The 15,490-nt window shown below is 34.5% G+C and carries 7 protein-coding genes; all 7 read left to right on the top strand.

From position 1 onward, the window contains the following. Positions 1-25 precede the first annotated feature (25 nt). The 7 genes from rpoC to ERX46_RS14140 all read left to right on the top strand — a co-directional run bounded on the left by rpoC (position 26) and on the right by ERX46_RS14140 (position 15,469). Positions 26-4,297 (top strand): DNA-directed RNA polymerase subunit beta', encoded by a 4,272-nt coding sequence (gene rpoC / locus ERX46_RS14110; RefSeq protein ID WP_130094517.1) that lies wholly within the window; start codon positions 26-28, stop codon positions 4,295-4,297. Positions 4,298-4,367: 70 nt separating this feature from the next. Then, positions 4,368-4,682: a DUF3467 domain-containing protein gene (locus ERX46_RS14115; protein ID WP_130094518.1), complete on the top strand. Its 315-nt coding sequence runs from the start codon at positions 4,368-4,370 to the stop codon at positions 4,680-4,682. 35 nt (positions 4,683-4,717) lie between these two features. Further along, complete coding sequence (lpdA, locus tag ERX46_RS14120; RefSeq protein ID WP_130094519.1) at positions 4,718-6,121, top strand: dihydrolipoyl dehydrogenase; 1,404 nt, start codon at positions 4,718-4,720, stop codon at positions 6,119-6,121. 237 nt (positions 6,122-6,358) lie between these two features. Beyond that, positions 6,359-7,465, top strand: a complete 1,107-nt coding sequence (locus tag ERX46_RS14125; RefSeq protein ID WP_130094520.1) for a glycosyltransferase — start codon at positions 6,359-6,361, stop codon at positions 7,463-7,465. A 98-nt stretch (positions 7,466-7,563) separates the two neighbouring features. Then, complete coding sequence (locus ERX46_RS14130; protein ID WP_130094521.1) at positions 7,564-10,962, top strand: hypothetical protein; 3,399 nt, start codon at positions 7,564-7,566, stop codon at positions 10,960-10,962. 89 nt (positions 10,963-11,051) lie between these two features. Then, a complete protein-coding gene (locus tag ERX46_RS14135; protein WP_130094522.1) occupies positions 11,052-11,897 on the top strand; it encodes a T9SS type A sorting domain-containing protein in 846 nt (281 codons plus the stop codon). A 143-nt stretch (positions 11,898-12,040) separates the two neighbouring features. Beyond that, complete coding sequence (locus ERX46_RS14140; protein WP_130094523.1) at positions 12,041-15,469, top strand: zinc-dependent metalloprotease; 3,429 nt, start codon at positions 12,041-12,043, stop codon at positions 15,467-15,469. The last annotated feature ends 21 nt before the right edge of the window (positions 15,470-15,490 follow it).

Genomic DNA, 15,490 nt, shown 5'->3' on the forward strand with positions numbered 1-15,490 from the left:
GTTTAATTGAAAACACTTGTTTAAAATGGCGTATAAAAAAGATACTCAAAATACGGTGAAAGATTTTAATAGAATCACCATTTCATTGGCTTCTCCAGAATTAATTCTGGAGCAGTCAAGTGGAGAGGTTTTAAAGCCGGAAACGATAAACTACAGAACGTATAAACCAGAAAGAGACGGTTTGTTCTGTGAACGTATTTTTGGACCTGTTAAAGATTACGAATGTCACTGTGGTAAATACAAACGTATCCGTTATAAAGGAATCGTGTGTGACCGTTGTGGTGTTGAAGTAACAGAGAAAAAAGTTCGTCGTGAGCGCATGGGTCACATCCAATTGGTTGTTCCAGTTGCTCATATTTGGTACTTTAGATCATTGCCAAATAAGATTGGTTACCTTTTAGGTCTTCCGACTAAAAAGCTTGACCAAATTATTTATTATGAAAGATATGTCGTGATTCAGTCAGGTCTTGCAAAAAATGCTGAAGGTGAACCTTTAGATCACATGCAATTCATTACTGAAGAAGAATATTTGGATATCCTTGATGAAATTCCTCAAGACAACCAATATTTAGACGATACTGATCCAAATAAATTCATCGCTAAGATGGGAGCTGAAGCTCTTTATGACTTGTTAAAAGGTCTAGATCTTCACGAACTTTCTTACGATTTAAGACACAAAGCGAATCATGAAACTTCAATGCAACGTAAAAACGAAGCATTGAAACGTCTTCAAGTAGTTGAAGCGATGCGTGATTCTCAGGATAGAATTGAAAACCGTCCGGAATGGATGATTATTAAAGTTGTTCCTGTAACTCCACCAGAATTAAGACCATTAGTTCCATTGGATGGAGGTCGTTTTGCAACGTCTGATTTAAATGATTTATACAGAAGAGTAATTATCAGAAACAATCGTTTGAAACGATTGATTGAAATTAAAGCTCCTGAAGTAATTCTACGTAATGAAAAACGTATGCTTCAAGAATCTGTAGATTCATTGTTTGACAACTCTAGAAAATCTAGTGCTGTTAAAACTGAATCAAACAGACCTTTAAAATCTCTTTCTGATTCATTGAAAGGTAAGCAAGGACGTTTCCGTCAAAACTTACTGGGTAAACGTGTGGATTATTCAGCACGTTCAGTAATTGTTGTTGGACCTTCTTTGAAATTGCACGAATGTGGACTTCCAAAAGATATGGCGGCAGAGCTATACAAACCATTTATCATTAGAAAACTAATTGAAAGAGGGATTGTAAAAACTGTAAAATCAGCAAAGAAAATTGTTGACAAAAAAGAAGCAATCGTTTGGGATATTTTAGAAAACGTAATTAAGTCTCACCCAGTGTTACTTAACCGTGCACCAACGCTTCACCGTTTAGGTATTCAGGCTTTCCAACCAAAATTAATTGAAGGAAAAGCAATTAGACTTCACCCATTGGTTTGTACGGCATTTAACGCCGATTTCGATGGTGACCAGATGGCAGTTCACTTACCTTTAGGTAATGCTGCAATTTTGGAAGCTCAGATTTTGATGCTTTCTTCTCACAACATTTTGAACCCTGCGAATGGGGCTCCAATTGCTGTACCTTCACAGGATATGGTCTTGGGTCTTTATTATATGACTAAGGGAAGAGTTACTGATGAGGAAAAAGTAATGCAAGGAGAAGGATTAACTTTCTATTCCCCTGAAGAAGTTCAGATTGCATTGAACGAACGTCGTTTAGATTTACACGCGCACATCAAAGTTAAAACGGAAGTTTTAAACGAAGAAGGTGAACCAGTTCTTAAAATTATTGATACTACTGCTGGACGTGTTGTATTTAACGAAATGGTTCCAAGAGAAGTTGGTTACATCAATGATGTATTAACTAAAAAAGCGCTTCGTGATATTATTGGGGTTGTTTTGAAAATATCAGGAACTTCACGTACAGTTCAATTCTTGGATGATATCAAAACAGTTGGTTATGACATGGCCTTTAAAGGTGGATTGTCTTTCAACTTAGATGATATTATCATTCCAGTAGAAAAACAAATATTAGTTGATAAAGCTAAAGTTAGTGTTGCCGAGGTTATGGACAACTATAACATGGGTCTTATTACTAATAATGAAAGATACAACCAGATTATTGATATCTGGACACGTACCAATTCTCGATTAACAAATACGTTAATGGAGCAATTGAAAACAGATAAGCAAGGTTTCAACTCAATTTACATGATGTTTGATTCTGGTGCACGTGGATCTAAAGAGCAGATTCGTCAGCTTTCTGGAATGCGTGGTCTGATGGCAAAACCTCAGAAATCTGGTGCTTCAAGTCAAGAAATTATTGAAAATCCAATTCTTTCTAACTTTAAGGAAGGATTATCAATTCTTGAATACTTTATATCTACACACGGTGCTCGTAAGGGTCTTGCCGATACAGCTTTGAAAACTGCCGATGCGGGTTATTTAACGCGTCGTTTGGTTGACGTTGCTCAAGATGTTGTAGTAAATCAATTTGATTGTGGTACTTTAAGAGGTATTATTGCTGTTCCATTGAAAAAGAACGATGATGTTGTTGAACCATTATATGACAGAATTGTAGGGCGTAGTGCTGTACATGATGTATTTGATGATAACGACAACCTTATTGTTGAAGGTGGAGAGTTAATTACTGAAGATGTTGCTACGGCAATTGATAAAGCAGGTATTGACGAAGTTGAAATTCGTTCAGTACTTACTTGTGAACTAAGAAGAGGTGTATGTGCTAAGTGTTACGGTCGTAACCTTGCTACAAACAGAGAAGCTCAAATAGGAGATGCTATTGGAGTAGTTGCTGCACAATCTATTGGTGAACCAGGTACACAGTTGACACTTCGTACATTCCACGTTGGGGGTACAGCGTCTAACATTGCTGATGATAGCGACATTAAAGCGAAAGCTTCAGGTCGTTTAGAAATTGATGAGTTAAGAACAATCACTAAGATTGATAAAGACGGATCAAAACATGAAATCGTTGTAGGTCGTTCGGCTGAAATGAAAATCATTGATAAGAAAACTGGTTTGGCAGCAATGACATCTAACATTCCTTACGGAGCTGAGATGGTTGCTACAAATGAAACAGAACTTAAAAAAGGTGATATCATTTGTAAGTGGGATCCTTATAACGCAGTAATTATTTCTGAGTATAGCGGACTTATCGAATTTGATAACGTTATTGAAGGAATCACTTACCGTGAAGAGGTCGATGAGCAAACAGGATTTACTGAAAAAGTAATTACTGAAACTAGAGATAAAAAGAAAAACCCAACGATCCTTATTAAGGATAAGAAAGGTGAAATCTTAAAATCATACCCAATCCCAGTTAACGCACACGTTTCTGTAAAAGAAGGTGAAGAAATGCAACAAGGATACAGTTTGGTTAAGATTCCACGTATTGGTGGTAAAGGGGGAGATATTACAGGGGGTCTACCTCGTATTACTGAGCTTTTCGAAGCACGTAATCCTTCTAACCCAGCAGTTGTTTCTGAAATCGATGGTATTGCTAGTTACGGTAAAATCAAACGTGGTAACCGTGAGGTAATCATTGAAGCGAAAACAGGTGAAACTAAGAAATATCTTGTTCCTCTATCTAAGCACATTCTTGTTCAAGAGAACGATTTCGTTCGTGCAGGTCAATCTCTTTCTGATGGAGCAATTACTCCAAAAGATATTTTAAATATTGAGGGACCAACAGCAGTACAAGAATACTTAGTAAACGAAGTACAAGAGGTATACCGTTTACAAGGTGTGAAGATTAATGATAAACACTTCGAGGTTATCGTTCGTCAGATGATGTTGAAAGTTGAAATTACTGATGCAGGAGATACTAAATTCTTAGAAAATCAAGCAATTCATAAAGCTGATTTCATGGAAGAAAATGACCGTATATTCGGACAAATGGTTGTGATTGAAGCAGGAGATTCTCAAGAATTGAAAGCTGGTCAAATCGTTTCTTCAAGAAGATTACGTGATGAGAATACACAATTGAAACGTGAGGATTCTAAATTAGTTGAAGCACGTGAGGCAATTGCTGCAACATCTAAACCGATGTTACAGGGTATTACTCGTTCTTCATTGCAGACACAATCGTTCATCTCAGCTGCTTCTTTCCAGGAGACAACTAAGGTTCTTAACGAAGCTGCTATTGCAGGTAAGGTAGATCATTTATTAGGATTGAAAGAAAACGTTATCGTTGGACACAAAATACCAGCTGGTACTGGTGTTAGAGAGTTCCAAAATGTTAAGGTAGATTCAACTGCTAATTATGAGGAGATTTAATCTTAATTAGAACAATATATTATAGGCTATCAATTTTTATTGATAGCCTTTTTTTATTACCTTTATTATTATGGAAAACAACAACACAAAAGAAAATAAAATCAATATTGAATTACCAGAAGAAGTAGCAGAAGGAATTTATTCTAATCTAGCACTCATTAATCATTCTCCTTCTGAGTTTGTATTTGATTTCATTCAAGCTATGCCAGGAATGCCCAAAGCAAAAGTGAGATCTCGTGTAATTATGACACCTGAAAACGCTAAGAGATTACTTGTTGCATTGCAAGATAACGTTCGTAAATTCGAAGAGAATATGGGGACAATAAACATGGGCAAATCAGATATGCCTCCAATTAATTTTGGAACGCCTCCAACTGAAGCTTAAACTGATATATCATTAAAAAATAAAATATATTTATCATGAGTAAATACGATGTAACTATCATCGGGTCGGGACCTGGTGGATACGTAGCAGCTATACGATGCGCTCAATTAGGATTGAAAACAGCAATTATTGAAAAGTACGACACACTTGGTGGGACTTGTTTAAATGTTGGTTGTATTCCATCTAAAGCATTATTGGATTCAAGTGAGCATTATCACAATGCAAAAGACAACTTTGAAGAGCATGGAATTTTATTGAAAGATCTAAAGCCTGACTTTAAGAAAATGGTTGAACGAAAAAATAAAGTCGTGGACCAAACTTGTAAAGGAATCGATTTTCTAATGGACAAGAACAAAATTGATGTTCACCATGGAGTAGGTTCTTTTGTTGATAAAAATACGATTAAGGTAGTTGATAGCGAAGGAAAAGAAACTGAATTAAAATCGGATAAAATAATTATCGCTACTGGATCTAAGCCAAATTTCTTTAAAGGAATGGAGCCAGATAAAAAGAGAATTATTACTTCAACCGAAGCACTTTCATTAGGAGAAATCCCAAAAAGAATGATTGTTATTGGTGGTGGTGTAATTGGTCTTGAGTTAGGATCTGTTTATGCTCGTCTAGGAACCGAGGTTGAAGTTGTTGAATTTGCTGACTCCATTATCCCAACCATGGATGAATCTATGGGGAAAGAATTGACAAGGGTGTTGAAAAAGTTGAAAATGAAATTCAACATGAAGCACAAAGTTCAAAAAGTTGAAAACACTGGAAAAGGTGTTATCGTAACTGCACTTGATAAAAAAGACAAAGAGGTAACTTTTGAAGCTGATTACTGTTTAGTTGCGGTAGGAAGAAAACCATATACTGAAGGTTTAGGTTTAGAAAATGTAGGAATTAAAACTACTGACCGTGGTCAAATCGATGTGAATGAAAACTTACAAACTTCAGCAGATAACATTTACGCAATTGGTGATGTTGTTCGTGGAGCTATGTTAGCGCACAAAGCAGAGGAAGAAGGAACTTTTGTTGCAGAGAAAATTGCAGGACAAATTCCACATATTAATTATAATTTAATTCCAGGAGTTGTTTACACTTGGCCAGAAGTGGCGTCGGTTGGGAAAACTGAGCAAGAAGTAAGGGAATCAGGAATTGAATATAAAACTGGATCATTTCCAATGAAAGCATTGGGTAGATCAAGAGCTTCTGGAGATATTCAAGGATTAGTAAAAATCATTACCAATAAGGAAACTGATGAAATATTAGGATTCCACATGATTGGTGCGCGAGCAGCTGACTTAATTATGGAAGGTGTTGTAGCAATGGAATACCGTGCTTCTGCGGAAGATTTAGTGCGTATGTCACACCCACATCCAACGTATTCTGAAGCAATTCGTGAAGCAGCGATGGATGCAACAGGTGATCGTTCTATCCATATTTAGTCTTTGCAAGAAAACTCCAAATACTGCGTTATGCTTGTTTTTAATTGCAGTCATTTATAAAGTAAACTCGTGACAATTTAAAATTGCACAAGCCTTGTCTTTAAAGTTTTCTTATCAAAGAATTAGAAATCACGAGTTCTTGTGAACACCTTTAGAATAACTTTTTTATATTTATACGTGAATATATTAAAATGCCTCAAGTGACTTACTTGAGGCATTTTTTTCAATATCCTTTAAATGAGTAAGAACAATAATCATATCGCTTATTTCTGTCCTTCATTGAGTTGGGGTGGTTTAGAGATGAATCAATTGCGGAATGCAGAATGGATGCACAATCGCGGACATCAAGTAATGATTTTTGTTCAGGAAGAAAGCAAAATTCACCAAGAAGCTAAATCAATTGGAATAGCAGTAGACTTTGTTAGTTCACACAAGAAATATTATGATTTCGTTAAAGCTTCAAAGCTAATAAAAAAGATAAAGGAGCACAAAATAACTCATCTGATCGTTAGAGATCCAAAGGACATGAGTATTTGTGCATTGGCAAAATCTTGGTCAATAAAAAAGTTCTTCTTGGCCTATTTCATGGAAATGCAAATTGGAATACCAAAAAGAGATTTGCTTCACTCTTTAAGATACAGCAGCTATGATTTGTGGTCTTGTCCATTGCCTTGGTTGAAACAACAAGTAAATGAATTAACTAAGTTTCCTGAGAAAAAGACTGTTGTTATTCCTTCGGGTTTAGAATTGGATAAGTACTTTAACGCTCCAAATAGTCAGGTAGCAAAGCAAATGTTGGAGCTCAACATAAACAAAAAATACATTGGTTTAGTGGGTCGTTTTGATGAACAGAAAAGACAACTTTTACTTTTGGAATCATTCAATCAAATAAAAGAAAAAGTTAGCCATGATCTTGTTTTTCTTGGTGAATCTACGCATGGAGAATTAGATGATTATTTTGATAAACTAAAAGCTTTTGTCAAACAAAATAGCATCGAAGACAGGGTTCATTTTAGACCTTTTCGTTCTGATGTTGAAACATTTTATGCTGCAATTGATGTTTTTGTAATGGCAACCAAATCAGAAACTTTTGGAATGGTTACTATTGAAGCAATGGCCGCTGGTTGCAAAGTTGTTGGAAGTAATAAAGGAGGTACAGTTGAAATCCTAAATCATGGAGAATTTGGAGAGCTCTTTGAATCTGGAAACGCCATAGATTTATCCAATAAATTGTTAATTGCTATTTCTAATCAAAATTTTGATGCGAATGTCATTAAAAATGAAGCCGCAAGATACGATGCTCAAATAGTTTGTAATAAAGTAGAATCAGCACTGGAACTCTAACATTTTCCTACCTTTAAGCAAGAAACCCCAACAGAGAACGTTATGCTATTGGAATGAATCCAAGCTCAAAAATAATAATACTGCTTTTATTGCTTTTAATGGTGTCAATTGTACCATTAAGAAGTCAAACTTCTAATTTAAGATGGAAAACAATAACACCCGAAAATGACACTTTAATTATTGACAGTTTAACCATTTATCAAAATAGTTTTAAGGTTTTTTGTGGTGATTCATTACTCGATAAATCTGCTTATTATTTTGATGGAAATAGCAGAAAGTTCCTTTCTAAAACTACTTGCTTAGATACACTTCAACTAAGGTACCGAGTTTTTTCTATTGATTTTCAAAAACCTTATCAGACAATTGATACTTCTATGATTTATCAAAATGTTGGAAAAATAGATGATTTCTTCTTTAGAAGTGAAGATAAACCGTTGAACTTTTTCTCTGATGAAGGAATTAAAAAATCGGGAAGTATTTCAAGGGGAATTAGCTTCGGAAATTCACAAGACCTTTCTGTAAATTCGACATTGAACCTACAGCTTTCGGGTGAGATTTCTAATAATATGAACATCCTGGCTACTGTAACAGATGACAATTTGCCTATTCAACCGGATGGAAATACCAATCAAATACAAGAGTTTGATCAAGTTTTTATTCAACTGTACGGAAAGGAGTATAAAATAATTGCAGGAGATTTTTGGTTGAAAAAACCAACTGGTTATTTTACAAATTACAATAAAAGAGCCCAAGGTTTATATGGACAATATTCTTGGGGTGAAGAAAAAGCAAAATGGACAATTCAAGGCGCAGGTGCGCTTTCAAAAGGGAAATTCTCTAGAAATGAAATTCAAGGAATGGAAGGAAGTCAAGGACCTTACCGATTAAAAGGAAATGAAAATGAGCCATTTATAATGGTCTTATCCGGAACAGAAAAGGTTTATTTGGATGGTAGGTTGCTTGAACGTGGTCAAGAATACGATTATGTGATTAATTACAATAGCTCAGAATTAGTTTTTACCCCAAGAAATCAAATAACTAAAGACACTCGAATTGTGGTAGAATTTCAATATACAGATCAAAATTATGCACGTTCATTATTTCAAGCAAGTGCAACTTACGAAAGTGAAAAATTTGATTTCTGGCTTAATATGTTCAGTGAACAAGATGCTAAGAATCAATCCTTACAACAAAAACTCAGTAATAAGGATAAATTGCTCTTGAGTAAAATTGGGGATAGCTTAGATTTAGCAAGAACACAATCCATTGATAGTGTTGGTTTTTTAGACAACCAAGTGACTTATAAATTAATGGATTCATTGGGAATTGATTCTGTTCTGGTTTATTCTGTGAGTCCAGATTCTGCATTTTATAGGGCAACTTTCACTAACGTAGGCATAGGAAATGGGAACTATATCTTTGATCGATTTACTGCCGTTGGAAGAGTTTATAAATGGGTAGCTCCAATTGGAGGAGTTCCACAAGGGGATTTTGAACCAACAAGACTCATCGTTACTCCAAAGAAAAATGCCATGATTTCTGCTGGAATAAACTACCGTTTCAATAAGAAATGGAAAATAATGACGGAAATGAGTACCACCAACAACGATAAAAATACATTTTCTAGGGTCAATAATGAGGACAATAGAGCTTTTGCCAATAAAACTACAATTGATGGTTTGTTTAATCTAAGGAATGATTCCACTTCAATGTGGGAATTGTCTACAGGATTGGACTTTGAATACAGAACACAATATTTTAAAGAAATTGAAAGGTACCGAGGAGTAGAGTTTGATCGTGATTGGAATGTAAGGAATAGAAAATATGAAGGACAAGAAGTGTTGGCTCATATTTCAGGAGGAATTAAACACAAGAAATTTGGAGGAGTAGAACTAAAAGCTCAAAACTTCACATTGGGAGAAGAATATCAAGGAAATAGAGGTCAGCTATTGGGAGATTGGAAAAAAAATGGTTTTGAAGCTTCTCTAGATGGAAGTTATTTAAGAGCAAATGCTGACGGTAAAAACACCTATTTAAGGCATAAATCTAAACTAAGTCAAGAATTCGGTAAGATTAAAATTGGTTTTGAAGATGATCATGAACTCAATCAATTTGAATTAGGAGATACTTTATTGAGAACAAATTCTTATCAATGGTATGATTGGAAAGTTTACTTGGCCAATGCGGATACTTTACAGAATAAATTTACCGTTTTCTATCGAGAAAGATACGATTGGAAAAGTGATTCTTCACGATTAGTAAATGCTGCGAAAGGAAGAAGTGTTGGAGCTGATTATAATTGGGTAACCAATAAAACTTCATCTTTAACTACTTTGATGAGTTATAGAATGTTGGAAATTAAAGATGAAAAATTAATTGATCAACAACCAGAGAATACTTTCTTGGGTCGAATAGATTACAGATTAAATCTTTGGAAAAATGCATTAACGGCAAGTACCTTTTATGAAGTTGGATCAGGATTAGAATTGAAAAAAGAATTTCTTTATATTGAAGTGAATGCAGGTCAAGGAGTATATACTTGGATAGATTATAACGGTGATGGAGTAAAAGATTTAAACGAATTTGAAATTGCACAATATTCAGACCAAGCAAAATACATTCGTGTTTTTACACCCAGTGATGAATATGTGAGAACTTATTCAAATGAATTTAATCAAACTTTATTTTGGAGACCAGAACGCATTTGGAAAAGTAAAGGGAAAGTCTTAAAACTTTTATCAAGATTCTCGAATCAAGCAAGATTTAGGGTGAATCGAAAAATGTCAAATCAATCTACTAGAACCTATAATCCATTTGATAGAAAAATTGCAGATACTAATTTAATAAGCTTTAATTCTACCATTCGAAATACCGTATTTTTCAATAGAACAAATCCAGTTTTCGCAGCCGATTATACTTACTCGGAAACTGGTTCTAAAACATTGTTAGCAAGTGGTTTCGATGCCAGAGATGTTCGTTTTAATGCTTTGAATTTCCGATGGAACTTGTGGCGTAAATTCACCATAAACTTAGGAACTGAAGAGGGTTTAAAATCTTCTTCGGCAGATTATACATCAGGTAGAGATTTCTCAATTCAATATCACAACATCCAACCAGAGCTTATTTTTCAACCCAGTACAACTTTCCGACTTTCTTTAAAAGGAAGATATGAAGAGAAAAGCAATGGTCCTGAATTTGGAGGTGAAAAAGCATTTATAGGAGATTTAGGATTGGGTTTAAAATGGAATCAGGTTGAAAAAGGAAGCTTAAATGCAGAAGTAAAAATCGTATCAATAAATTATTCTGGCAACCAAAATAGCGCTTTGTCCTATGAAATGCTAGAATCGTTAAAACCAGGACGAAATTATACTTGGAATGTAAATTATCAACGAAACATTTCTAAAAACCTACAAATCAGTCTACAGTACAATGGTCGTCGCTCCGAAGACAGTAAGACAATTCATTCTGGTGGAGTCGAAGTTCGAGCGTTTTTCTGAGGTAATGCCAATTGATAATTAATAGCCTATGGCTAACGGATTGATAATTAAATAGTGTTATATTTGAATGTGTATTCAAATTAAACACCATGAAAAATTCACTTTTTTTATTATTCTCACTGACCATTGGAGGGCTTTTCGGACAGCAAACTCCCGAATTTTCATTCGAACTGTATTTTGAAGATGCTATAGGGAATAAGGATACAATTACTTTAGGGTATGATGAATTAGCGACAAATGGAATCGACGCTCCTTTCGGAGAGGTCGACAAACTTAATGATGCATGGAATACTACTTTGGAAGCAAGGGTTGGTGATAAAACATATTCAGGTTTAAATACATCCTCAGTTTGGATCAATTCAAACTCATATTTGTCAAAAAAACAAATTTTGAATTCTTACTGTCAGGATATTGATTACCCTGAAAGAATTTCTATTCAATTTACCACGGACAATTATCCAATAAAAATAAAATGGGATAAAAAAATCTTCGATGAAGATTGCCAAAAATATTCCTTTCTATTTGGACAAGATGATCACTATCATTTTGATGCTACTGGATTCTTAATGTTAAGAAGTGCTGATAGTTTAGTTATAGATTCGTCTTTTGTCTTTCTTGGCCGAGAATTGGCGAGTTATGAAACGAATGGAAATATTATAGGTGTTCTTCAATTTGTGTTTCATCGATATTATAATTTGAATATTGAAGTGAATCAAATAGATCTTCCAAATGTATTCCCTAACCCAATAAATGGTGATTATATTAAAGTAATGTTTGAAGGGCAATATGAAATAAAAGATATGACAGGAAAAATTATACAAAAAGGTATAATTGAAAATGACAGGATTCTCTTTCACAACCACCAAAATGGTATTTTCAACTTGTTACTATTTAACAAGAGTAAATCTTACAACCTAAAAATTATTAAATTATGAAAGCAATAAACTTTATTTTTAGATTAATATGTTTAGCTTCAGTTAATTTGCTTTATGGGTAAACCAACTTATTTTGCCCTACTGTTTTTCCTGAAAACGAGTCAAGTTCAACGCGCTCTGCAACATGTGATGACTTGTCTGGAATGTATAACAATTATTATGGGAGGTACCAATTTTCTGAAGATATTTATGATATTAGAAATATAATAGAAATTCCAATTGATGTTCATATTTGGCAGAAGGATAATTCTACAGGTAACTATATTGATAACGTTTTCAATAGAACAGTAATTGAGGATGCAATGGTTAAAATTAATGAAATATTTACAGATATAACTACTCCATCTGATGTAATTCCAGGAGTGGTGAACTATGAAAGTTCGAAAATTATAATCACTCTAGGTAATATTTTTTTTAATCAAAACACTTCTTGTTGGAGTGCAGGCGATATTGCTGGACCTTCAACAGGTGAATATTTGAATTCAGAAGCTAATATCTTACATCCTGGATCAAGCAAAAATTTCAAAATTCATTTTACTGGAGCTTCTCCAGCATGGTCGGGTTTTGGACGGTTCCCTTCATTTACCCAAGATCATGAGCATTATGTCGTAACTTATAACTCTCTCCCGATGTTTGGTAATGATGTAAATGTGCCTAATGCCTTAGCAGTACATCTAGCCCATGAACTTGGTCATAACTTAGATTTGTATCACACTTATCAAACATCTTTTGACGCTTGTAATGAAAATAATCCAGATTATTTAGATGATGTTTTTGGATCTGGAATTAATAAAGTATGTCCTCATGACGCTGGTTGGGAATGTATTACAACATCACCTCTCAATTCATGTACCAATAATATTATGGGTGGGTCAAGCGGCGCAAAATATATTTCACCGAATCAAGTCCATAGAATGCACAGAGCTCTTTCCATGGGTTCTATTAGGAATTATGCAAAGGTTCATAGTTTTGATGAAAATTTGATATTAGAAGTAAATCAAGATGAAACATGGGATTTTAGTGTTAAACTCTTTAATAGTTTAAGAATTAAATCAGGTAATACTTTGATTATTAGGTGTGAAATTCAATTTGTTCCCGAGGCGAAACTTATAATTGAACAAGGTGCAAAAGTTATTTTGGACGGTGGAACATTGACAAATGAAAAGTTCCAAAGTCAATACTGGCAAGGAATCCAAGTTTACGGAACATCAAACCAACACCAATATCCAGTCAATAACCCTACCCATCAAGGAATGTTAGAAATTAAAAACGGCGGAACTATAGAAAATGCTCATAAAGCAGTTACCAATTGGAAAGAAGGTTCTTGGAATGAAATTGGTGGTGTGATTAAGTCAACTGACGGATTTTTTAGAAATAATAGAAGAGGGGTTGAGTTTATGGTGTATCAAAATTTCCACCCATCTAACTCAAGCATAAAGAGAGACAACACTTCTAGTTTTACAGACACAGACTTTTTGACAGATGATGATTTTATTGAAGGACATCCTCAGCAACCACATGTTTCTATGTGGAAAGTCCAAGGTATAAACTTTACAAATTGTCATTTTGCAAATAATGTTACCTCAAGTAAATCATTGAGCAGCTCTCCAAATGAAGGTATTACTGCGCTTGACGCTAGTTTTAGAGTTCTTCCAAGGTGTGATTCTCCTCCGTTACCAGTAGGTCAATCGTGTCCATCAGGTTCATTGTTAAGGTCAAGTTTTAGTGGTCTTGAGTTTGCAGTTCAAATTGCAGGAGCGGGTATTACAGATGCAGTAACCGTAACACAGGCAGATTTTACTAATAATAATATGGGAATTTATGTTGATGAATTTGACAATATCAATCTTAACAGAAATGACTTTATCATCGGCAATAGTGGTTATTTAAATAGTGTGTATCCAGGAAATGGAATTACGCTTGATAACTCGACAGGTTTTATAGTTGAAGAAAACTCAGTGTTAAGTAATATGAATGGAGGTAAAACATCTGGAATAGTGGTGATAAATAGTGGTTCAGCTAATAATCAAGTGTATAAAAACAGCCTAAACAATCTTTATTTGGGTACGCAAGCCAGTAAAATTAATCGAAAATTAGATTTGCATTTAAATACGGGTCTTCAATTTTTATGTAATGATTATGTTCAAAATAGAACAGCAATTTCCGTTAGCTATCCATCTCCAGGCAACGGCATTAGATATTATCAAGGAGAGTTTTACCCAAAAACCTCTGCTGGAAATACATTCCTGCTTAATAATATGGATATAACAAATAATACCAATAGTCATTTTAATTACTATCATTCAGGAGGAAATACGCTACCAAATGTCGTTACAGGGCCAGTTGATCCTATTCCAAATAGTGCGTTAAATGCTTGTCCAACAAGTTTTACAAGTGGGATCTCTATGTTTAGTCAGCTCGTAACAGAATTGTCAGATTATGAAATCGAACTAGCAAATCATAAAACAGCTTACAATATTCTCAATTACAATTATGTCTCTTTAATTGATAATGGAAATACAGAGATATTTCAAGGACAAATTGAAAACAACTGGTCTAGCGATGCTTGGATTTTGAGAAATGAGTTGATGCAAGAATCTCCTTATTTATCATCCGAAGCCTTATTAACTGCAGCTGGTGAGAATATTTTACCAAACGCCATGTTGTTAGAAGTGCTTTTAGCTAATCCTGATGCAACAAGAGGTGAGGATTTCATTAATAAATTAAATGAAGTTACAGGTAATGCCTTGCCAGAATACATGCTTAACTATGTCAGAAATAACTGGGATACTGAAACAGTGAGAACTACTTTGGAAGGTGAGATGATGTCTTATCAGGCTAAAATTGCATCAGCAAATAGTTTTATCAAGTATTTAGAGAAATCTAAAGAGGAACATACTTATGCAGAAAGACACAACACTGTTTTAATGGGAGAAGGAGTTTCTAATAAAATAGGATTAATGGACTTCTTTATTGAGAACAGTGAGTGGTCTAGAGCAGATTCTGTATTGCAAGCACTTAATAGCGACGAAAGTTTAGAGGGCGACCTAGGTTTGCTTGACGATTTTGATAACTATATCACTTTCAGATCTAGTCTTGGTGAAAGAAGTGTTGCAGAACTTGATTCATCAGAAATTAGTTATTTGGAAACTTTAGCTGAGAAAGGTAGTAGAGCATCGGGTTATGCTGAAAATATTTTATGTTTCTTCTATGATATTTGTTACGAGAAGGAAATACCAGAAGGTGGGTCAATGGCAAAAATGTTAACAATTCCAGCTCCATCAGGTAACGAACCATCTTTAGAAGAGATAATGTACAACATCACAGTTTATCCAAACCCAGCAAGTGATTTCACAAGCATCAAATGGGAAGTTTATGATGAACTGAATAATGCCCACTACAAAATCTTCGATTTGAATGGTCGCGAAATGGGGTCAGGAGCAATTGAGAAAAATGAAGGTGAAAAAGTTGTTGACACAAGAAGTCTTACCAACGGAGTTTATATTATCAATATCTACAACGACGGAATTATGAAAATGAATTCTAAGTTGATTGTGAGTAAAGAGAAGTAAACAATAGCTTTTAGCTTTATG

The sequence above is a fragment of the Brumimicrobium glaciale genome (assembly GCF_004152935.1).
GTDB lineage: Bacteria > Bacteroidota > Bacteroidia > Flavobacteriales_D > Crocinitomicaceae > Brumimicrobium > Brumimicrobium glaciale.

Bases quoted from the DNA above. Each gene is read 5' to 3' on its own strand.
- rpoC (WP_130094517.1), top strand. From the start codon at position 26: ATGGCGTATAAAAAAGATACTCAAAATACGGTGAAAGATTTTAATAGA.
- ERX46_RS14115 (WP_130094518.1), top strand. From the start codon at position 4,368: ATGGAAAACAACAACACAAAAGAAAATAAAATCAATATTGAATTACCA.
- lpdA (WP_130094519.1), top strand. From the start codon at position 4,718: ATGAGTAAATACGATGTAACTATCATCGGGTCGGGACCTGGTGGATAC.
- ERX46_RS14125 (WP_130094520.1), top strand. From the start codon at position 6,359: ATGAGTAAGAACAATAATCATATCGCTTATTTCTGTCCTTCATTGAGT.
- ERX46_RS14130 (WP_130094521.1), top strand. From the start codon at position 7,564: ATGGTGTCAATTGTACCATTAAGAAGTCAAACTTCTAATTTAAGATGG.
- ERX46_RS14135 (WP_130094522.1), top strand. From the start codon at position 11,052: ATGAAAAATTCACTTTTTTTATTATTCTCACTGACCATTGGAGGGCTT.
- ERX46_RS14140 (WP_130094523.1), top strand. From the start codon at position 12,041: ATGTATAACAATTATTATGGGAGGTACCAATTTTCTGAAGATATTTAT.